This is a genomic window from Sphingomonas panacis (genome assembly GCF_001717955.1).
GTDB lineage: Bacteria > Pseudomonadota > Alphaproteobacteria > Sphingomonadales > Sphingomonadaceae > Sphingomonas > Sphingomonas panacis.
Genome location: NZ_CP014168.1, coordinates 4,305,255 through 4,324,266 on the forward strand (window position 1 = coordinate 4,305,255; position 19,012 = coordinate 4,324,266).

The window sequence follows — 19,012 nt, forward strand, 5'->3', positions numbered from 1 at the left end:
ATGGCGCGCTTCACCCCGCACCCCGATCAGTTGCCGCTCAACTGGTCCGACAACGAAGCCATCGACGTGATTGTAGAGCAACGGCTCGCCGAGCGCTTCGAGGCGGAATCCTTCCAGTGGCGCTTCCGGCTGGTGATGATTGAGACCGTGATGATGGGCACGCTGGTGCTCGTGGCGGGGCTCCTGCTCAAGCAGCCGATGATGATGGTGCTGCGCGCCTCTCTGCTGGTCGCCGGCTCCTGCCTTGCGACCGGTCTGCTGCTGCTCAGCCTTTCGGCCGGCACCGCGAAGCTGATGAGCCGCCTGCGGCGGTGGAGGCGGCGATGAACGGACTCACCTCGTCGACCCCGTCGGCCTCAGCGATCCGGCTCACGGTGAGCGGCTTCCTGCTGCTGCTCGTCCAGAGCGGGCTCCTGCTGATGTCGTCCTCGCTTAGCTCCGAGAATGGCCTGCTGATCTGGATCCTCACGCCCCTGGCTGCCGCGGCCTTCCTCGCCGCCCTGATCGGCATTCCCGAGCCGCCTGAAGCGCATTGGAGGCAGCTTCATGGGCGATAGTCTTGTCGGCGGGATTCGCCGCGGCCCCATCGTCGAGATCCTCGCCATTCTGGCCACTGGCAGTGCCTTGGCAGTTGCCGGCACGATGGCGCTCGCCGCTCCCACCGGCTCGATCGCCTCTCGCAGCACGATCGGCCGGACCTGGCCGATCGCAGAGCCGGACGCGCTGGCGGAGATCGAAGCCAAGGTCTCGACGCTGCCGAGCGACATGAGCAAGGCGTTTGGCCCGCGCGAGAAATGGACCGCGCTCAAGGCCGCGCCGCTTGGGGTCGCCAGCGCCGACCGCGTTCGCAGCGTCGTGCCCTTTTACACGCTCGATTTCGATATCACGCTGCCGGACGGCAAGACGCTCTATCCCAAGGGCTTCACCTTCAACCCGCTGACCTATGTGAAGCTGCCGCAGCGCCTCGTGGTCGTGCATCCCCGCGACCTCGGCTGGGCACTGCACAACGCTCGGGCCAGCGATTTCATCCTGCTCTCGGCGCTGGGCAGTCAGAATGGCGATGCGATCGACCTGTCCGAAAAGACCGGGCGGCCGATCTTCATCCTCGAGGAGCGGGTCAAGCAGCGGCTCGGGCTGACGGTGGCACCGGTCATCGTCGAGCAGTCGGGCACGCGCCTCGTGCTGACCGAATATGGGCCGAAGAGCCGGGCGATCACGACCGCAGCGAAAGGGGCCACCCGATGATCGGTCGCCTCCCCGTCTTCGTCGTCGGACTGCTGATCGGTCTCGTGATGACGCTTGCTTGGCCGAGCCAGGCACACGCCTCCAAGTGCGAGGCAGGCACCGTCTTCAACCCCATCACCAAGGTGCGCTGGACCTGCATCTTCCCGATCACGATCGGCGGCATTCGGGTGGGGAGCTTCGACAGACTCGACAAGGCGCTCGACGCGCAATCCGCGTCCAAGCCGCTCTGTGCCTGCCGCAAGGGCGTCCAGTTCTGGTTCGGGGTCAAGGTCTCCTACTGGTCGCCCAACCGGATGGTCGATGTCGTGACCGAGCCTGGCTGCATGATGGCGCTCGGCGCCGATCTCATGCCGACCGGCGGCAAGCTGCAAGGCAGCCAGTCCTCAATCGCGGACGGCACCAACACGCGCAAGATGTTCGCGCAGATGCACTATTACATCTCGCCGGTCTGGGCGATGCTCGACATGTTCACCGACCTGCCATGCCTCGAAAATGACGGCTTCGATGTCGCCCTGATGACCGAGGTGCTGCCGACCTGGCAGTCGGGCACGTTGGGCGCGATCATCCAGCCCGAAGGCATCTTGTTCGGCAATCCTGCCGCTGGTCTTGCCTGCATGGGTGACAGCGCGGCCGCGTCGGCCGGCAAGGTCATCGACCCGCTCTTCTGGTGCATGGGGAGTTGGGGCGCGACCTATCCGATCGCTGGCGACATCCATTTCGACGACAGCGTCGAGGCCTGGGCTGGGCTTGCCGCGCGCGGCGCGTTCATGATGGGACGCCTGGGGGCGCTCACCATCAGCTCGGCCGACGGCTGCTCGTTCGTCCCCCAGCCCGTCTGGACCAAGTCGCGCTACAAGCTCCAGATCATGGAGCCCGTGAAGGGCGGCAAGTGCGTCAATATCGGCCGACCCGGCTCGCTGTGGTCCTCGGCCAAGCATGCGCCCGGCAAGGACAATGCCCAGTTCATGCTCTTCGAAAAGGTGATCTGCTGCGCCGGGATACCCGTGCCATGAGCCGATCACCCTCCCCCGTTCCCGCGCACGACAACCCATCCATCCGGAGGTCTGTCCGCCAAGGCCCCTACGGTCGAGGGCTGCTGCGCGGGACAGGAGCGGCGCTGCCGAGCCACCCTGGCGGCGTCGCTCCACCCCCGGCCAGCGCGGCCGCAATGCCCCCTCGATGGGACTGGCGTATCCTCTCCGCCTGTTCCATCGTCGCGGTCGCGCTGGCTCTTCCTTTCGCATCGTCGGCCTCGGCTCAGACGATGGAGGAGCGTGCGCGGGCTGCGGCAGACGCATCTCGCGTCAAGACCAGCGACAGTGATGCGCTTCAGAAGAATTATGTGACGCCAGGACTTGCCGGCCAGTCGATCTCCACCGTCGACAACAGCCGGACCTTTGCGCCCAATATCGCGTGCCAGAAGACGGCGACGATGCTCGAGGTACTGGTCCAGCCGTCCGGCACCGGCGATCTCGGCACGGTCACGATCGCCCGCGACACCGATCTCGATGGGACCGTCGACAGCACGTACAAGCTGCCGGTTCCGGTATCGGGGATCTGCGCCAATGGTGTGGTGTCCTGCCAGCCCGGTAGCTGGAATGGCTGCAGCTTCTACCGCTGGGATGTCGATGCCGCGAAGGCCCTGAAGCTGACGGCGGTGGACATGCCCAAGCTCGCCGGCTGCTACTGCATCAACAATAGCTGCGGCGCCAATCTCGCCTGGGGCAATATGCCCTCGGTGTTGCGCGATCTGGGCGGCGGCATGATTGGCGCGCTGACGACCGCCGATCCGCGTTACGGCGTGGCCGAGGCGGTGATCGATGGTCCGGCCATCCGCTATGTCGGCGCGCAATCGACCGCTTGCTCCTCCGACCCCAATCTGCCCCAGACCGCCTATCGGTCCAATCCCGCGACCATCGCCTCCGACGCATATGCCGCCTCGACCGGCAGCGCCGTGTTCCAGGCGCTGAAGGGATCTTCGGTTGGGACAGGGACATCGCTGCAATATCGGCATTGCACGATCGAGCGGCGGGTGACGGTGCTCAAGCCTGCCGCCGAAGACATCATCAGTCGGACCTCTGGCGGCTATTCGACGATCCAGAATGGATCCTCGTTCGATTTTCTGATGGGCTCGCCCGCGGACAACAGTCTGGCCGGTGGGAGTTGCACGCTCATCGATTTCCGGATGACGTTGCACGTCACCGACCCCGACCGGATCGTTGCAGCACACCTTACCGAATTCTTCGCCGATGATTGGGGACAGGTACGCATCGACGGGCAACTCGTTGGATCGGGCCCCTCGCCCTGGACGTCGATGGGTCTGCCGCCTTCGAAATGCGAGCTCAAAAGGACCTTCTACGCCTTTCCCAACCTCGACCTGAAGCCCTGGCTTACCGCGGGCGATCACGAGATCTGGCTTCGGGTAGCGGTCGCGGAAGGCGGCGAGGGCTTTGCGCAGATCCATGTCGATGTCGACAACAGCTGCAGGACTCTGGAGCAGTTGGTCGACGGATGCGGTTCGATCGCGTCCGATCCGCAATGCAAGCTCGACAGCGAATTGGTCGATGGGGTGCAGACCTGGATCAATGGCGTCGCCACCGGCCTCAAGCCCCTGCCGCAGACCCGCATCCTCGGCGGCCCGGCCTGCCCAACCGACCTAACCCGCGGCTTCTTCCTGAAGGATCGCACCTATCGCTGTTCGGTCGATGATGTCGCCAAGCCCGACACCAGCCGCGGCACCTATATCATCGACCATTCGACCGAAACGATGCTGGCGGATCGGTCGCGGCAGAGCGACGGCAGCTTCGCGAGCTCGACACGCCCATTCAGCCTGCCGGATCGCGGCTCGGTGCCGGTATGCGAGCCGGTGTGCAAGACGCGCGCGCCCAAAGCGAACAACGAGGCTGCGCCAGATGGCGTGGTCGGCGCGAAGCAGAATGTGCCGACCGGCTACGACACCTTCTTCCACGCCTGCACCGCCAACAATCAGTGCCCGGCGGGCCCCGGCGAGGAAGTGGTGTCCGCCTGCGGCTGCCTCGATGATTTTCCTGAAGCCGTCGTGATGATGCAGACGGTCCGGCTCGCCGGCGCCGACATGGTCTGCACGGGGAGCGTGCAATGATCCGCCCGGCCACAACAAGGCACCGGCGCCTGGATCTTCGCGGCGCGGCGCTTGGACTGGTGCTCGGCATGGGGCTTTCCCTCGCCTGCCCCAGTATCGCCAGCGCACAGCAAATCTGCGCAGCCGATCTCAACAACAATGGCGATGCCGCCGATGAAGGCGAGCAGGCAAGCTGCCTCGCCACGACCAGCGGCGCCTGGCTCTGCCCGATCCAGCAGGTCGACTGCGTAGCGGATGCTGCCGGGCAATATAGCTGCCCGGTGGGCGCCCAATATGCCTGCGTGGTCAAGAGCACCGGCGGTCCGCCGGCCTGCTCACCCAATCAGTGCGCGGATCTCGCGACCAACCCCATCGTCGAAGAGCCGCCGATCGACGATCCGGGCAGCGAGCCCAACGGCGGTATCGACGCCGACGGCAATTGCCTCGGGCAGATCGAAATCTTCTCAGGCCGCGGCGTCCGTTGCCGGCCGCCTGGGCTTTCGACCACCTTCTCCAATTGCTGCAAGGATAAGGGGAAGATCGTCAAGGACGGCATGGGCTCGTCGATCGGTTCGATCGGCACCAAGATCGCTGTCGCCAAGGGTGTGTTCACCGGCATGAAGGCCGCCTATGTCGCCTTCAAGGCCGGCGCGACAGCAAGCCAGGCAGCGAGCGCTGGCGCCCATGCGCTGATCGTCGGGCTCGATCCGACCTCGATCGCGGTCAGCCTCGCCATCAATTTCATGATGGAATTCCTGTTCGCCGGCTGCGACCAACAGGACATGGAAATCGCCATGCTCCGTTCGTCGGGCATGTGCCATGAGATCGGCAGCTACTGCACCTCGAGCTTCCTCGGAATCTGCCTGCAAAAGGCTCGCGGCCATTGTTGCTTCAACACCAAGCTGGGTCGGATCATCCAGGAGCAGGGTCGTCCTCAGCTCAAGGCCTTCAACGGTAATCTGTGGGGAACGGCCAAGCATCCGATGTGCCGCGGGTTCACGCCGGAGGAGTTCCAGGCGCTCGATTTCAGCAAGATCGACCTTTCTGAATATTATGCGGACATCGAAGCCCGCGCCCAATCCGATATCCAGATAGACATGGGGGAGCGCGTCAATGCGTATCTCAAAGCCGTCAATCCGTAACGCCGCGCTTCTCGCGCTCATGGGTGCGGCAACCGCCGCGTTGGCGCAGGATGCCGCGCCTGATGCCCGGTCCGGCAGCGGGAGGCAATCCACCGCCGATCAAGGGCAGATATCCATGGACCGGCTCAAGAATGCGGTTGCGCGCGCCAAGGACACCGGTGGGCGGATGCCCGATCCACAATTGCCCCGCACCGACAATCCGGCCGATCGCCGGCGTGCGTTCGAAGGCCTGCGCGAGCGCGTGCCTATGCCGGAGATGGAAGCGCGGGCCCGTGCCGCACAGGCGAAGGGCGAAGCCAACCTTGCCGCGGAGAGGGAGCGACAGGCCAAGGCGCTTCGGCAGGCACTCGGACTCGAGCCCGCCGAGGAACAGGCCCTCGCCAAGTCAGCGCCGGCGGTCGCCGCCAAGGGCTGGGTACCAGTGCTGTTCGTGTCTTCGTCCATGCCGATCCCAACGCTGCGCAGCTATGCGGCACAACTGGAGCGTGCGCACGGAGTGATGGCGTTTCGCGGCGTTCCGGGCGGCCTCAAGAGGATGGGGCCGATGGCAAAGCTCACCGCGCAGATCCTTCGGCTCGATCCGGGGTGCGAGGGCCCGAACTGCGTGATGCGCGACGTCCAACTGATCGTCGATCCCATCGTGTTCCGGCAGCACGGCATCACGCAGGTTCCAGCGCTTGCGATGCTCCCGGGTGATCCGACCCAAGCCTATTGCGAGCGCGACGACGATAGTCCCCGCGCCGCCCATGTCGTTTTCGGCGACAGCGCTCTTTCCGGAATGCTCGAAGAATATGCCCGCCTCGGCGGGAAGGAGGAGGTCAGCCATGCTCAGGCTCTTCTGCTTGCTCGCTAGGTGGATTGCCAATCTCTGGCCACGCCTGCGCCGTCTGCCGCGCAAGGCGGCGATGGCACTGGGCGCGCCCGGCGCGGACCAGCCCGCCCGGCCCGACCGCCTCTGGCGCGCCATGCTGGTGGTGCTGCCACTGGCCCTGGTCGCGGCGCTGGTGATGCCACAGGTCACGTTGGTGATGAGCCCGTCGATCGAGGCCTTCGCCGTGCGCAAAAGCTCCGGACCGATTGCCCGCGGCGACTATGTGATGTTCACGCTGCATCACCCGATCGCCGGGCCAAGGCCGGTCTCCGTCACAAAGCATGCGCTCTGCCTGCCGGGCGACCGACTGACCATGTTCGAGACCCCCTCACCGCTCGCCTCCAACAGCTGGGACGGTCATTACTATTGCAACGGGCAGCTGCTCGGCGTGAGCCTGCCCCAAGCCCATAACGGGCTGAAGCTCACCCATATGGAGTGGAGCGGCATCATCCCCGCCGGCATGGCCTATGTCGGCTCGACGCATCCGCGTGGATTCGACAGTCGCTATTTCGGGCTGCTGCCGATCTCCAGCCTCATCCGCATGGAGCGGATCCTGTGAGCGCGCGCGATCAGGAAAGGCTCACCAGCCGCCGCCAGGAACCCAGGCCTGCCTGCGATCCGCGAACGATCCCGCCAGGCTGCAAGCAGTGCAGAATGTGGTTAGCCTTGCAGGGCCCGAACAGCTTCGATGGGCATGAGCAGAACGCGCTCGCCCAGCGGCGAGCCAATAAAACCATGCCGCGCGTAAAAGCCGACCGCATCATCGTCGATCGCGTGGACGACGACTGCGCGAACCCCGGCAATCTCCGAGGCGGCGGCGCAGCGGCGCAGCGCATCGACGAGCAGATCAGCGCCAAGCCCGAGCCCCTGGAAGCTGGACGCGACGGCCAGCCTCGCAATCAACAGCAGGGGTACCTTGTCGGGCATGCCCTTACGCAGCCTTGCGGTTGGAAGCGCCGCGCGCTCCTCCATGGCGGTGGTAATCGTATAATAGCCGACCACCTGACGGGGCCGCTCGGCATCGCAGACCACATAAGTTCGTGCCGAGGCGCCTTCGCTGGCGAGCGCACGTTCAACGAGCCAGTCGTTGAGCGAGGCGTGACGCCCATTGTCGAACGTGGCGACCTCGTGATCGGCGTTCAGGCGTTCGGGGGGCGTGACACGGCGCGTGGACATGGAAACGAACGACGCGTTCGATCATCGATTCCAGAGCGGTTCGCGCTTCATCAACTTTTCAAGAGCTGGCGATGGAGCGGGTGGCGCATCGAGCATAGCCAGGAATTTCTCATGGCTCTCGGCATCCAGGAAAAAGGTGCGCTGATCGAGGATCGCGGCCTCGGCTTCTCTTCGCGCGCTCGCGAGCATGAATTCGGACAGTTTCTGCCCGCGCAAGGAAGCGGCTCGGCTGAGCATCGCTTTGAGCTCCGCAGCGGCCCTGATCTGGATGACATCGTCCTTGCGCCCGGAGGCGCTTCGATCGGTATGAGCGTGCTGTGCCATGTCGCTAAACTCCTTCGCGATATTTGGTCATTTGCCACGACAATGTCAATACACATCGACGAACCACGCCGTCGGTTCGCTGTCGTCAGCTTCACCTTGGCGACGCTCTTTACGCTTCCATCAGCGGTCAGTGCGCAGGGAACTCCGCCTGATAACCCATCCAGGCAGGGCTATTGGTGGTATGAAGCACCCAGGCCCAAGGCAGAAGATAAAGCCGAGCCGGACGCGCTCGCTAAACCGGTGATCCCGCCGATGGCGGAACTGGCGACCTGGACGCCGCCGAAGATCCGCAAGCTTATCGAGGAGCAGCGCGACTATGCGGCGACCGTGCTGACGGTTGATGCCGTTGCTGATTTCTGGCGGCTTCAGGATTTCGCGCGGCGCAAGGCGCGTGCGTTCGCTGGTGTCACGCAGATTGCGATGCTGCAACATCCCGAGCTCAACTCGAAGTCCGCAAACCCGATGGTTGGCGATGCCCGGTCAGAAATGTCGGCGGAGAAAGACGCGATCCGGCGATCTTATCTCCGGGCAAGGGCAAACGAGTTTGCTCTCGTCATGTTCTCGCGCTCGTCCTGTGGCTATTGCCGGGTCCAGTGGCCGATCATCCAGCGCTTCCAGGAAGAGATGGGCTGGCAGGTCACGCTTCTCGACCTCGACAAGCGTCCCGACCTTAGCGCGCGGTTCGGCGTCGAGATCACTCCGACGACGATGCTGATCCGGCGCGGCAGCCAGCAGCGGATGATCATCGCATCCGGCGTCGAGGCTTACCCCAACCTCGCGCAGATGGCCTATCAGGGCGTGCGCCTGCTGCGCGGAGATATCCGGCCGGAGCAGTTCATGACCGGACCGGGCGAAGACGCGGGCTTCTTCGATGCGCTGGGCAATGGCCCGGTATCCGCGACTGACCCCCGCGCACTCGGTGGCGATCTGGTCGACGCCTCCCTTGGAGCGAAACCCTGATGCGCGCGCTCATCCTCCTCGGCATCCCGGGGCTTGTCATCGGCATGGGGTCTGCCTCCGCGCAGACCGTCGCCCGTGACGACGCAATGCGTGCCGCGATCCATCCGGTGGGCGACGCGAAAACGATGCAGGCCTGGCTTTCGCGTGTTCCCGTGACGCGGGAGTTTCCCGATGATTTCACGGCGACGTTGAGAGGCCATGGCGCAGCCTTCGTCATCGAGATGACGACGCCCGGCTGTGTCCCCTGCGGCGATCTCTGGACGAAGCTGACGGGACTGGGCGTGCGCTATGGGTGGCAGGTCCGCACGATCAGCGCTCAGGAGGCTATGATCCGATCGGGGCGGCTCGGCCTCCCATGGGTCGGGCATCCCGTTGCATGGGTGCGGCCGGTCTCGGACGATAGCCGCGTCATACCCGTGGCGATCGGTACCGATCATGCGCCCAATCTTGCGCGCAATCTCTACCTGGCTGCGAAGATGCTGACTGGCGTTAGACCCGCCGTCGGCGTGCGGGCCATGTCCAAGTTCACCGGCATCGTGGGGCTGCCGGCGACCCGAACCGGAAAGCGCTGAGCGATGGCGGCCTCAGCCTTTCCCCCCTCATCTCAGATTGTCCGGAGTCCGCCATGTCTGTCAGGCCTCGTGCAGCGCTCCGCGCGCTGATCGCTCTCATCATCGCCATGGGCCTGTCCGTGGCGCCTGCTCAGGCCCAGAGTTGGGCGGAGAGCTGGTTCGACAATGTCACCTATACATCACCCGGCAGTTTCGAGGATCAGACCCGCGGATACGTGACGGCCGGCGGCATGTCCGGCCGGGTCGACGTCCACAATGATTATCTTATGTCGGTGAGCCTGCCCAAGGTGAAAGCAGGGTGTGGCGGCATCGACATGTTCCTGGGCGGCATGTCGTTCCTCGATCCAGATTATCTGGTTCAGAAGCTCGAGAGCATCCTCCAGGCGGCGCCGGCGGTGGCATTCCAGTATCTGCTCGAGACGCTCGACGAGAAGATGGGCAACATTATCTCCAAAATGGAGGCAGCGACCAATTTCCTGAACTCGATCCAGGTCAACGACTGCCGGCTCGCCAATCGCATGGTCCAGATCGCCAAGGGCGATGATAATATGTCCGGGATCATCGAGGAGATGACCGGCTATCGCTCGGTCAAACAGGGCTTCGCCAAGAGCTATCAGCAAAGCCGCGAGAAGATCGAAGCGAACAACAACAATCCGACCGAGGACCTGAAGGACGCTCTCGCCAACTGCCCGGCTGAGGTGACCGACATCTTCCGCACCGGCTCGCTGCTGTCCCATGCCGCCTCGCGCGTCGGCGCCGGCGACTGGGCGAGCGTCATGCGTGCGCGGGTCGGCGACGTCTACATGCGCTGGGATGATGGCGACCGGGTTCCCTTGTTCACGGCGATCCCGCAATGCGCGGCGCAGGACACCGAAAGCGCGCAGGATTTCCTGACCGGCCGCGTCCAGCGCCGGACGCTCAACTTCCCGCCAACCGGCGCTGACTGCGCGCAGGACGGATCAGGTCGTGGCGCCCTCGTGCTCGCCCGCGAGCGCATGCAGTCGATCGCCACCAAGATCCGGACACGCGCGGCACTGTCGGCCGACGAGAAGCAGTTCGTTGCGAATGTCCGCACACTTCCGGTCTATCGCATGCTGGAATGGGGCGTCCGTCAGGGCGTCGTCGATTCCGTGATTGCCGACACCGACGAACTGGTGGCGCTTACCCTCGCCTATCAGATGCTGAACGACCTCACCCGTACGATCGACTTCACCGTCACCAATGCCGAGCGCGGAGCAACCGTCGCTGGCTCGGCTGACGGCAATAACAAGAATGTCTGCCAAACGCGGATCCTCTCCAAGGGGATCGAGCAGCTCCGCGATCTCAGGGACGAAGTGCTTCGGCAGCGCGCACAGATGCGGCAGAGCTACATGGCGGCCCTCAACCAGGCGAACCTCTCCACCAGCTATGCCGGCCTCCTGCGGGAGCGCGATCGCGATGCGCGCGACGCCGCCGGTGCTGCTGCCCGAAATCAGTAGGATCAAACCGCCATGCGCAGGCTTCTGAGGCTTCTTTCCGCCCTTCCCGCCCTCATGCTCGCCTCGCCCGCGCTGGCGGTCGAGACGAGCTTCCACACCTATGACGGGTTCGCCGAGACGGTCGACGCCTTCCGTCTCGTGTCGATGATCTTCGGCGATCCGCGCTACGAGACACTGGTGATGATCGTCGCGACCGTCGGCATCGGTCTTGGCGCGATCATCGCCAGCGTACGCGGCACCGGCATGGGCCTCGTCGCCTTCGGCTTCCAGATATTGGTCGGCGTGGGACTGTTTGTCGGGCTGATCGCCACGACGGGTACGGTCCATGTCTATGACCGCGTGCGCAATGCCTATCAGCCGGTGGGCGGCGTCCCGAACCTGCTCGTACTTGTCGCCGGCGCGACCAATATGATCGAGCGAGCGATGGTTGAGACGATCGACGACAACACGCTCGATCCCAATGCGAAGATAGAGTTCGGCGCCGGCGGTCACAGTTTCGACCTGTTCCTTAACGCCGTCTCGCCACGCGGCCCCATGACCGATGTGTTCCTCGATGCGACGATCAAGGACTATGTCCGCCAATGCTATCCTGTCGCTCGCGTGTCCGCCGCTTACGGCGTCGACGACGATCAGCTGTTCCGGACCTCTACCGATCTGCCGGCATCGTTCGCGGCCATGGCTGGCCCCGCTACCTTCTCGACCGTCTATACCGAGGCAGACAAAGGCGGCACGACGGTGAGCTGCAGCGACGCCTGGACACATATCTCGGATCGCCTGTCCGACCCCGCGCTCTTCGACAATTACACGAACCAGATCTGCGCGCGTACCGGCTACAATATCGGCGACGCCCAGCAGATGACGCGTTGCCGCCGGCAACTCGGCGAGATGGGCCAGATGATGCTTGGCCGACCGCTAACCGCGCAAGCCTTCCTGTCCCACATCCTCCTCGGCAACACGGTCGGCGATGTCCTGTTCGAGGACTCGCCGGCCAGCGCCGCCAGGGTCATGGCCAACCGCGCCGTGATCTCGAACGGCCTAGCCACCATGGCGGTCGCGAACGAATGGATGCCTACGATCCGCGCGACGGTGTTCGGGATCATGCTCTTCATGATCCCGATCGCGCTGCTGTTCATCCTGACGCCGGTCAATTTGCGCGTGGCGAGCTTCGCGCTCGGCATGTTCGTCTTCGTGGCGCTTTGGGGCGTCATCGACGCCGGCATCTACCAGCTCACCCTTGGACGGGCGACCGCTACCCTTGCCGAGCTTCGCTCGAACGCGCTGGCGGCCAACGTCTGGCTGCTGGCTCCATCCTCCGCGATGAAGGCGCTTGCGATCTTTGGGAGCTTCCGAACGGCGGCCGCCGGCCTCGCCGGGGCCTTCGTCTTCACGGTCTTCCGCTTCAGCGGCAATGTGTTCACCTCGCTCACTTCGGGATCCCTTGGGATTGCAAGCCAGGGAACGGCGGCGGCCGCCCCGATGGGCACCGTCGAAGGGCGGGCCTCCGCGCTTGAGGCGCAGGCGTCTGCAACGGGCACCCGTGCCCGCGTCGCGGCGGCTTCGAGCTTCGGAGACTTTGGGGAGCGCTCCACGTTCAACGCCAACCGCACCTATGGCGAGGCGGGCCACATCCTCGGAGAGCGCCCCGGGACACCAGGCGGGACCGCGTTCGCGCTCGGCGGCATCGAAGGCTCGCGCCAACTGGGTAGCCTCGCCCCCGCGCTCGGTGGCCGCGACTTTGCCGATCCGGCCGTCGCGCGTGCGGTCCAGGCTAATGCGGCGACCTCGGCGATCCACCAGTTTGCCGAGAAGGATGCACTTCGGAGCCTTGGCACCAGCTATTTCGGACAGGGCGAAACGGGCGAGAAAGCGTTCGCGGCCTTCAGCCAGAATCTCGTCCAATGGAGGGCTTTCGGGGACCAGCGGGCCTATGACATGATGATGCAAGGTGCGAGCCGCCACTTCGAGCGGGCCGGATATTCGCCGAGCGATGCCGCGCTCAAAGCCTCCGGCGTGATCAGTGAGGCCCAGAGCGATCCGACCTTCGCCAAGTTGATCGCCAACACCTATGACCAGGAGCAGATGCTGCGGAACGACCTCACTTCCGCGCAGGTCCAGGTCGGCGCAATGGAAGGGCGCCGCGATTATGCCGGCGTCAATGTCGCAGGGGTCGAGCGGACCAACGTCACGACCGAGCAGGGCTGGCGCAGCGGCAGTAATCATGGCCAGCGCCAGGCTGCCTCGATGCTCGGCCTGTCGGTCGACGAAACGTCGCGCCAGATCGGATTCATCAATGCGCTATCCGGTGAGGCACGCAGCTCCGCGATCACGCAACTGGCCCGCGCGACCGGGCGCAATGAGGCGCAGGTCGAGGGGGCGCTCGAACGCTATAATGCGGCCGTGCAGGTCGGGACCGCCGATGGCGCGACTGCCGAGGCTGGCCTTGAAGGCACAAGCGTCTACGGGCGCACACGGGAGGCATCGGGTTACGACTTTGCCGAGCGTTCCGGCAAACTCGATGCGCAGCACGAGGTCGGAACATCGGGCACGCGAAGCGCCGCGCGGATCGGAGAGCAGCGGCGGCAGTCTGAGAACTTCGGCTTTGCCGAGGGCGCGGCGGCAGCGGGCGTCTCCACGCGAGAGGCAGCGCGCCTCGACAGCTTCATCCAGGCATTGAGCCGCACCGCCGCCAACCAGGTTGATATGGCGGAGGGCGGCGCCGGGGGCGTCGCCGATCGAGCGCGCAACGAGCGGCTTACTTCCATCGTCGATCGGGAGCGGCTGACACGCATGCAGGGGCTGCTCGCTGAGAATGGCATCAAGATGTCGAAGCGCCAGATCGCCATGGATCAGAATGGCGATCTCAGCCTCAATCTCACGCCCGCGGCGGCCGCCGCGATGTGGAAAGCGGGGCTCATCAACGAAAGCCAGCTTGGCGCGATCGCCAATGGCGGGCATGCGCGCTTCAGCTTCGCGCACAATGACCTGCTGGTTTCGAGCGGGACGGATTTCAGCCGCTCGGCGCGCAGTGACACGAGCACCCGGTTCGAGGCGGGCAAGCAGGCGGGTCCAGACACGATCGAGCATTTCATGGGCGGCGGAGCGGAGGGCCAAGCCATGCTTTCCAACTGGCTGCGCGGCGGGTTCGAGATGGATCGCAAGGGCGAATGGCGCCTGAAACCGCAGGTCGCTGACACGCTCCAGCGCGACGTACAGGCGATCATGGCTCAGACGGGTTGGCAGCGGACACTGTCACGGTCTGCGCAGGATCAGACCACGATGGGAACCAACGTCGGAATCGATGTCGGGCGATCGGTCGGAGTGACTGAGAACGAAGATCTTGGAGGAGCCAGCAGCGGAGCTCAGGGCGGGCGATCTCAAGGGCCACGAAACGCTCTATCGACGTCCGGGCGGATCAACGCAGGCATCGGATTTAGCAGTAGAGACACTGGTTCGACGGGTGAAACTGCCGGTTCAACGCTGGATATCGTCAACTATGATGTGCGGGAATCAATCGCCGGCGCGGAGCGTGCGGCGGCGCATTCCAGCGATCCCGCCGCAACTTTTTCCCTTGAGCTGTCGAAACGCATTCTTGGTGGGGAAGGCTTGCGCAATCGCTACCTCCAGGATGCGGATGATGGCCGTGCGACTTTCGATATTACGGGCCCGTTGACCTCACTTGAGCAAAACTCCGTTCTTTCGAAGGGGAGCTTCTCGAACGATATCAAAGGCAGCCCTGGCGACGGCGACAGCGCGTTCAAAAAGCGTTAGCGGTGCTTGCCCGTATGTGGATCGATATAACCCGAATTGTTCGGGTTCAGCGGGTTGCCGATCCAGAGCGCACCTGACCGCGGGTCGAACATGTCTGTCGTAGCGGCTACGTCTTCCATCGCGTGATCGTACTCTTCCCATATGCGTTTGGTCGCATCCGAAGCTCCGGCGTTGCCCTGCGGGGTTGCACCTCCTTGGCCGACGAAGCTGTCCAACCGTTCGCGAACGTAGCCGATACCGAGCACCATGAGCGCTGTCATCGGGAAGAACAGGACATTCAGATAGCCCGCGAAACCGGTGCGATAAAAGGACTCCAAGACCTCCACACGCGTTGCTATCGCCATACCCGCCCACCATAGTGGAATGAAGGACCACCAGAGCTTCGCATACGACGGTTTCCAAAGCCACGCAGACAGCTGCGGATGCTTGGCGGGGTCACCCTGTTCCTGGCTGTCGACGGTGGCATCCATCGGGAAATCCTTTCGGGCGTCGCATAGCATATCCGGCGCTTCCCGTCATCGAAAAATCACTCACGCACCTTGTCTTTTGTGTCCGACACCCTATCATCGGGACAGAAAGGACGAATATGGCCAGCAACGCTTCCCTCGCCAGAGCCGCTCGGCGAACGTCGGCTCGTCCGGTTGTTTCTGCGGCAGACACGCTTCGCCGGAAGGCCCTTGAGAAACTCACCCTCGCGATCGCCAAGGCGGTGGAGTCCGCGAGCGATGAGACGTTGGCCGATATCGTAGGCTCTCATGACTTGCGGCATGCGCTGGTGGTCGCGCCGCGAGACATCGCCCCGGAAGCGCCGGCTGATCTAGAGGCGCTCAAGGCTGCGCGTGAGCGGACCGGCCAGTTTCGGGAAGACATAGCGAAGCGTGCCGGCGGCATGTTCGATCGCAGCCATGTCGCGGAAATGCTAGGCGTGTCGGCCGCCGCGATCGATAAGCAGCGTCAGCGCAAGCAGATACTGGGCGTCCCGTACGGCGCGGAAATCCGCTACCCCGCCGCGCAATTTGGCGATGGCGAGGTACTGCCAAGCCTCAAGGTGGTGCTGGAGGGTTTTGCGGACATGAACCCCTGGGAGCAGTTGATGATGCTCACCACGCCGCTTGAGGGGTTCGGATCCCATCCCGAGACAATCTTCCAGACGCTCGCCAAACGGCCGGATACGATCGTTGTGAAACGTCTCGCGGGTCTTGCTGCGAGTTGGACGGCCTGATCGACAGTGACATCTGTTCGACTACGGCGCGTCGAGACCGGCGTTCGCCTCCATCGCATCCACCGCGCGACGCATTCCCCCATCTTCTTCGGGCCCTCCGGCGATGCACCGCAGTCCCGCTACGATGCGCCCGACGGCAGCTATAAAGTTCTTTATGCAGCACGAACGTTGGAAACGGCATTCGGTGAGACGCTCGTGCGCACGCCGGAGGTTCCGTACGTCCTCTCCCCGAGCGTCGGAACCCGGATACGTAGCGAACTCGCGACGACAAGGCCGCTAAAGCTCTACCCTTTAGTCGATGCCGGGGTCTCCGCGCACGGCCTGTCCTTCACCGATCTTCACGGCGCCGATTATATCCGGACCTGGGCCCTTAGCGCAGAGATACATTCAATGACCGCCGCGGACGGCATCCTCTACACGTCCAGATTCGACAATCAGCGCTGCATAGCACTTTTTGACCGAGCCGCTGACGCTGTTGCGGAGACAACGATCAAAGGCATCGCGATCGGCGCTGCGCAGGCGACTGTGCTCGCCCATCACTTTGGGAAGCAATTTGTCGAGCCCTGAACCATCGCTCAAGCCATATTCGGCGTACGCTAGCGGCCGCCAACCAGAGCACGCCACCATCGTGCAAACGGAAATCGGCTCTCAGACCGGCGGCGAAGATGAAGGCGCACAGGCTCGGTTGGCGCCTCCGCAGGGAGGGCAACCGGAGCGTTATTGGACGATGGCACTCGCCCCTGCTCTACTAGGGGCAGTTCACGGTCCAGGAACAGCGAACCCTGACCCGAATCGCCCTTCTGCTTCATGGCGCCATCATAGGTGTAGACCGGCCGGCAGGGAAGCATCCGACCATCAAGCTATGCACGGCAATCCCGACAGATTGTCTGCGATTGTTCTGGCATGATCACCGCAGCGTGGCAGAATGGAAGAAGTTGAGGCCGATAGGAAGACTGCACAGCTACGATTTAGCAGGCCGATGTTTTTTGGTTGAGCGTGGCATCCTAGCTCGGATGGACTTTCGTGGTCGTAAAGCAGCGTCGAAGACTTTCACGCGATAGGACACCCAAACGCTTGCCTGGCCGTTCTCTCACTGCTATAGCTGACTAGCTAGTCAGGAGAGATTAAGTGGGCAGCGCCGTTCGCAAAGGAAGCAAGGAAAAATCCGGCTTGCTCGGTGCGTGGAAGCTGGAGGACGCCAAGGCTCGATTCAGTGAAGTGGTCAGGCGTGCACAGAGCGAAGGACCGCAGCGCGTCACTGTTCGCGGCCGCGACGCCGTCGTCGTGATCAGCGTCGCCGAGCTCGATCGCCTGCTCCCTGCGGACCCTAGCAAACCCGCATTCGTCCCTTTCCTCGAAGGCCTCGGGCTGGACGGCCTCACCCTTGAGCGCGATGTCGATCTTGGGCGGGATGTCGCTCTGTGAAAGGCTGGCTGCTCGATACACATGTTGTTTCAGCGCTGGCGAGCCCCAACGGCGCACCGAGCGTGAAGACCTGGGCAAGCGGGCAGCCCGAACATCGAATGTACCTCAGCGTCCTGGCTCTCGCCGAGTTCGACAAGGGCATTCACAATCTGGAGCCCGATCATCCTGATCGCTCCCGCTACATGGCGGCGCGCGATGCACTCGCGCATCGCTTCAGCGACAGGCTACTCTCGCTCGACGACGCCATTGTCTATCGCTGGGGCGTCATATCGGGCGAGGTCAAACGCACGACCGGGCAGGCTCCACCCGTCATCGACACGCTACTCGCCGCCACCGCGCTCGAACATGACATCTGCCTCGTCACCCGCAACCTGAAGGACACGCGCCACAGCGGCGCACCCATTTTCAATCCTTGGGAAGACGATCCGACCAGATTTCCTCTGACGTGACCGAGCGAACGCTGCAATGAAGACCGAACTCGACAATCTTCCTGCCAACAAACGACGCGAGCTTGATCGGGTCATTCAGATCCTGTTCGAGGAATTCGACGATGCCCATGGCAACCCGACCGGTGAGCGCAAGCTCGGCCGCATCCTCAAAATCATCCTCTACGGTTCCTATGCGACGGGTCGCTGGGTGCATGAGCCTCACACCGAGCGCGGCTATCGGTCGGATTTCGACCTGCTCATCATCGTCAACCAGAAGGAGCTGACCAACCGTCTTGAATATTGGGACAAGGCCGAGGAGCGCATCAACGTTGAGACCATGATCCTCAACCGGCTGCGGACTCCTGTCAATTTCATCATTCACACTCTCCAAGAGGTGAACGACGGGCTGGCGCACGGTCGGTATTTCTTTATGGACATCGCACGCGATGGCATCGCGCTCTACCAGGCCGACGACAGCGAGCTCCACAAGCCCAAGCCCAAGACGCCACAGCAGGCCTATGACATGGCAAAGGGCTACTATGACCAGTGGTTTGGCTTGGCAGTATCCTCACGGATGACTTTCCAATTCTGTTACTCCAACAAACTGTATCCGGACGCCGCCTACAATCTTCAACAGGCATGCGAACGACTATATTACTGTGTTCTGCTCGTTTTCACGTTCTACACGCCATACAGCCATAATCTCAAATTTCTCCGGCAGCAGGCGGAGAAGCTATCACCTCGGCTGGTCGAAGTCTGGCCGCGCGACACCCGTAAGCTTGAGGCACGTTTTCTCAAGTTGAAGGATGCCTATGTAAAAGCCCGACACTCCGACCACTTCAATATGTCGGAAGAAGAATTTACCTACCTCTCCGAGCGCGTCGAGCTTCTGGGTACAATCGTCAACGAACTTTGCGTGGAAAAGCTGGCTGAATGGAAGGCCAAGCTATAGGCGTTTAATTACGCAAGATAAATCGTTCCAAGAAGGGAGTTTTGCGAATGAATAACAGCGATCTCGCCGACAAGCTGGCTGCCGAGACCGGAGTCAGCAAGGCCGATGCCCGGAAAACGGTCGATACCGTGTTCACTGCCATTGCACAGGCAGCAGCCGCCGGCGAAGAAGTCTCTCTCAATGGTTTTGGCAAGTTCAAGGTCAAGGACACGCCGGCCCGGGAAGGCCGCAATCCCGCGACTGGCGAAACCATTCAGATCGCCGCATCGAAGAAATTGACCTTCGCTCCCGCTAAGGCGGTCAAGGACAAACTGAACGCGTGAGCGATGGGACCGGGGGCTTGCGAGCA

21 protein-coding genes are annotated in these 19,012 nt (G+C 63.3%); 18 read left to right on the forward strand and 3 right to left on the reverse strand.

The window, feature by feature from the left end:
• The 8 genes from J0A91_RS19875 (at nt 1) to J0A91_RS19910 (ending at nt 6,917) form a co-directional block, all read left to right on the forward strand.
• Nucleotides 1-327 carry a hypothetical protein gene (locus tag J0A91_RS19875; RefSeq protein WP_069207504.1) on the forward strand — a complete coding sequence of 109 codons (327 nt, stop codon included), beginning with the start codon at nt 1-3 and terminating at the stop codon, nt 325-327.
• On the forward strand, nt 324-557 hold the full coding sequence (locus J0A91_RS19880; protein ID WP_069207505.1) for a hypothetical protein: 234 nt from the start codon (nt 324-326) through the stop codon (nt 555-557). The genes J0A91_RS19875 and J0A91_RS19880 overlap by 4 nt, the downstream gene beginning before the upstream one ends.
• The gene (locus tag J0A91_RS19885) at nt 547-1,245 is read left to right on the forward strand and encodes a conjugal transfer protein TraW (protein ID WP_069206350.1); all 699 of its coding nucleotides are present in this window, start codon (nt 547-549) and stop codon (nt 1,243-1,245) included. Before J0A91_RS19880 ends, J0A91_RS19885 begins: the two co-directional genes overlap by 11 nt.
• Entirely contained in the window at nt 1,242-2,258 is a 1,017-nt protein-coding gene (locus tag J0A91_RS19890; RefSeq protein WP_069206351.1) for a TraU family protein, read from the forward strand. The genes J0A91_RS19885 and J0A91_RS19890 overlap by 4 nt, the downstream gene beginning before the upstream one ends.
• Before the next feature lie 251 nt (nt 2,259-2,509).
• A complete protein-coding gene (locus J0A91_RS19895; protein ID WP_069206352.1) occupies nt 2,510-4,366 on the forward strand; it encodes a hypothetical protein in 1,857 nt (618 codons plus the stop codon).
• Nucleotides 4,363-5,487: a conjugal transfer protein TraN gene (traN, locus tag J0A91_RS19900; RefSeq protein WP_069206353.1), complete on the forward strand. Its 1,125-nt coding sequence runs from the start codon at nt 4,363-4,365 to the stop codon at nt 5,485-5,487. The genes J0A91_RS19895 and traN overlap by 4 nt, the downstream gene beginning before the upstream one ends.
• Nucleotides 5,459-6,340 carry a type-F conjugative transfer system pilin assembly protein TrbC gene (locus J0A91_RS19905; protein ID WP_069206354.1) on the forward strand — a complete coding sequence of 294 codons (882 nt, stop codon included), beginning with the start codon at nt 5,459-5,461 and terminating at the stop codon, nt 6,338-6,340. Before traN ends, J0A91_RS19905 begins: the two co-directional genes overlap by 29 nt.
• A complete protein-coding gene (locus J0A91_RS19910) occupies nt 6,312-6,917 on the forward strand; it encodes a S26 family signal peptidase (RefSeq protein ID WP_069206355.1) in 606 nt (201 codons plus the stop codon). Before J0A91_RS19905 ends, J0A91_RS19910 begins: the two co-directional genes overlap by 29 nt.
• Before the next feature lie 101 nt (nt 6,918-7,018).
• On the opposite strand, the gene J0A91_RS19915 is transcribed toward J0A91_RS19910, so the two are convergent.
• Nucleotides 7,019-7,534, reverse strand: coding sequence for a GNAT family N-acetyltransferase (locus tag J0A91_RS19915; RefSeq protein ID WP_069206356.1), 516 nt, complete (start codon nt 7,532-7,534; stop codon nt 7,019-7,021).
• A gap of 21 nt (nt 7,535-7,555) precedes the next feature.
• Complete coding sequence (locus tag J0A91_RS19920; protein ID WP_069206357.1) at nt 7,556-7,858, reverse strand: type II toxin-antitoxin system TacA family antitoxin; 303 nt, start codon at nt 7,856-7,858, stop codon at nt 7,556-7,558.
• Nucleotides 7,859-7,900: 42 nt separating this feature from the next.
• Here J0A91_RS19920 and J0A91_RS19925 point away from each other — a divergent pair, with 42 nt between their 5' ends.
• The 4 genes from J0A91_RS19925 (at nt 7,901) to J0A91_RS19940 (ending at nt 14,636) form a co-directional block, all read left to right on the forward strand.
• On the forward strand, nt 7,901-8,818 hold the full coding sequence (locus tag J0A91_RS19925) for a conjugal transfer protein TraF (RefSeq protein ID WP_150127118.1): 918 nt from the start codon (nt 7,901-7,903) through the stop codon (nt 8,816-8,818).
• A complete protein-coding gene (locus J0A91_RS19930; RefSeq protein ID WP_069206359.1) occupies nt 8,818-9,390 on the forward strand; it encodes a thioredoxin domain-containing protein in 573 nt (190 codons plus the stop codon). Before J0A91_RS19925 ends, J0A91_RS19930 begins: the two co-directional genes overlap by 1 nt.
• A 107-nt stretch (nt 9,391-9,497) precedes the next feature.
• Complete coding sequence (locus J0A91_RS19935) at nt 9,498-10,868, forward strand: conjugal transfer protein TraH (protein ID WP_420852839.1); 1,371 nt, start codon at nt 9,498-9,500, stop codon at nt 10,866-10,868.
• Nucleotides 10,869-10,880: 12 nt separating this feature from the next.
• Nucleotides 10,881-14,636: a conjugal transfer protein TraG N-terminal domain-containing protein gene (locus tag J0A91_RS19940; RefSeq protein ID WP_069206361.1), complete on the forward strand. Its 3,756-nt coding sequence runs from the start codon at nt 10,881-10,883 to the stop codon at nt 14,634-14,636.
• Here J0A91_RS19940 and J0A91_RS19945 read toward each other — a convergent pair.
• A complete protein-coding gene (locus J0A91_RS19945) occupies nt 14,633-15,106 on the reverse strand; it encodes a hypothetical protein (protein ID WP_069206362.1) in 474 nt (157 codons plus the stop codon). The genes J0A91_RS19940 and J0A91_RS19945 overlap by 4 nt on opposite strands.
• Before the next feature lie 116 nt (nt 15,107-15,222).
• Here J0A91_RS19945 and J0A91_RS19950 point away from each other — a divergent pair, with 116 nt between their 5' ends.
• The 6 genes from J0A91_RS19950 (at nt 15,223) to J0A91_RS19975 (ending at nt 18,986) form a co-directional block, all read left to right on the forward strand.
• Nucleotides 15,223-15,858, forward strand: coding sequence for a hypothetical protein (locus J0A91_RS19950; protein WP_069206363.1), 636 nt, complete (start codon nt 15,223-15,225; stop codon nt 15,856-15,858).
• A 6-nt stretch (nt 15,859-15,864) separates the two neighbouring features.
• The gene (locus J0A91_RS19955; protein WP_069206364.1) at nt 15,865-16,425 is read left to right on the forward strand and encodes an RES family NAD+ phosphorylase; all 561 of its coding nucleotides are present in this window, start codon (nt 15,865-15,867) and stop codon (nt 16,423-16,425) included.
• Nucleotides 16,426-16,986: 561 nt separating this feature from the next.
• A complete protein-coding gene (locus tag J0A91_RS19960) occupies nt 16,987-17,283 on the forward strand; it encodes a type II toxin-antitoxin system Phd/YefM family antitoxin (RefSeq protein ID WP_069206365.1) in 297 nt (98 codons plus the stop codon).
• Nucleotides 17,280-17,732, forward strand: a complete 453-nt coding sequence (locus J0A91_RS19965) for a type II toxin-antitoxin system VapC family toxin (protein ID WP_069206366.1) — start codon at nt 17,280-17,282, stop codon at nt 17,730-17,732. Before J0A91_RS19960 ends, J0A91_RS19965 begins: the two co-directional genes overlap by 4 nt.
• Nucleotides 17,733-17,748: 16 nt before the next feature.
• Complete coding sequence (locus J0A91_RS19970; RefSeq protein WP_069206367.1) at nt 17,749-18,663, forward strand: HEPN domain-containing protein; 915 nt, start codon at nt 17,749-17,751, stop codon at nt 18,661-18,663.
• A gap of 47 nt (nt 18,664-18,710) precedes the next feature.
• Nucleotides 18,711-18,986, forward strand: a complete 276-nt coding sequence (locus J0A91_RS19975) for an HU family DNA-binding protein (RefSeq protein ID WP_069206368.1) — start codon at nt 18,711-18,713, stop codon at nt 18,984-18,986.
• Nucleotides 18,987-19,012 lie beyond the last annotated feature (26 nt).

What these genes read in the sequence shown, in the direction of transcription:
- J0A91_RS19950 (WP_069206363.1), top strand. Translation starts at nt 15,223, where the DNA reads ATGGCCAGCAACGCTTCCCTCGCCAGAGCCGCTCGGCGAACGTCGGCT.
- J0A91_RS19915 (WP_069206356.1), bottom strand. Translation starts at nt 7,534, where the DNA reads ATGTCCACGCGCCGTGTCACGCCCCCCGAACGCCTGAACGCCGATCAC.
- J0A91_RS19970 (WP_069206367.1), top strand. Translation starts at nt 17,749, where the DNA reads ATGAAGACCGAACTCGACAATCTTCCTGCCAACAAACGACGCGAGCTT.
- J0A91_RS19910 (WP_069206355.1), top strand. Translation starts at nt 6,312, where the DNA reads ATGCTCAGGCTCTTCTGCTTGCTCGCTAGGTGGATTGCCAATCTCTGG.
- J0A91_RS19945 (WP_069206362.1), bottom strand. Translation starts at nt 15,106, where the DNA reads ATGGATGCCACCGTCGACAGCCAGGAACAGGGTGACCCCGCCAAGCAT.
- J0A91_RS19925 (WP_150127118.1), top strand. Translation starts at nt 7,901, where the DNA reads ATGTCAATACACATCGACGAACCACGCCGTCGGTTCGCTGTCGTCAGC.
- traN (WP_069206353.1), top strand. Translation starts at nt 4,363, where the DNA reads ATGATCCGCCCGGCCACAACAAGGCACCGGCGCCTGGATCTTCGCGGC.
- J0A91_RS19905 (WP_069206354.1), top strand. Translation starts at nt 5,459, where the DNA reads ATGCGTATCTCAAAGCCGTCAATCCGTAACGCCGCGCTTCTCGCGCTC.
- J0A91_RS19940 (WP_069206361.1), top strand. Translation starts at nt 10,881, where the DNA reads ATGCGCAGGCTTCTGAGGCTTCTTTCCGCCCTTCCCGCCCTCATGCTC.
- J0A91_RS19920 (WP_069206357.1), bottom strand. Translation starts at nt 7,858, where the DNA reads ATGGCACAGCACGCTCATACCGATCGAAGCGCCTCCGGGCGCAAGGAC.
- J0A91_RS19885 (WP_069206350.1), top strand. Translation starts at nt 547, where the DNA reads ATGGGCGATAGTCTTGTCGGCGGGATTCGCCGCGGCCCCATCGTCGAG.
- J0A91_RS19875 (WP_069207504.1), top strand. Translation starts at nt 1, where the DNA reads ATGGCGCGCTTCACCCCGCACCCCGATCAGTTGCCGCTCAACTGGTCC.
- J0A91_RS19880 (WP_069207505.1), top strand. Translation starts at nt 324, where the DNA reads ATGAACGGACTCACCTCGTCGACCCCGTCGGCCTCAGCGATCCGGCTC.
- J0A91_RS19935 (WP_420852839.1), top strand. Translation starts at nt 9,498, where the DNA reads ATGGGCCTGTCCGTGGCGCCTGCTCAGGCCCAGAGTTGGGCGGAGAGC.
- J0A91_RS19890 (WP_069206351.1), top strand. Translation starts at nt 1,242, where the DNA reads ATGATCGGTCGCCTCCCCGTCTTCGTCGTCGGACTGCTGATCGGTCTC.
- J0A91_RS19895 (WP_069206352.1), top strand. Translation starts at nt 2,510, where the DNA reads ATGGAGGAGCGTGCGCGGGCTGCGGCAGACGCATCTCGCGTCAAGACC.
- J0A91_RS19975 (WP_069206368.1), top strand. Translation starts at nt 18,711, where the DNA reads ATGAATAACAGCGATCTCGCCGACAAGCTGGCTGCCGAGACCGGAGTC.
- J0A91_RS19930 (WP_069206359.1), top strand. Translation starts at nt 8,818, where the DNA reads ATGCGCGCGCTCATCCTCCTCGGCATCCCGGGGCTTGTCATCGGCATG.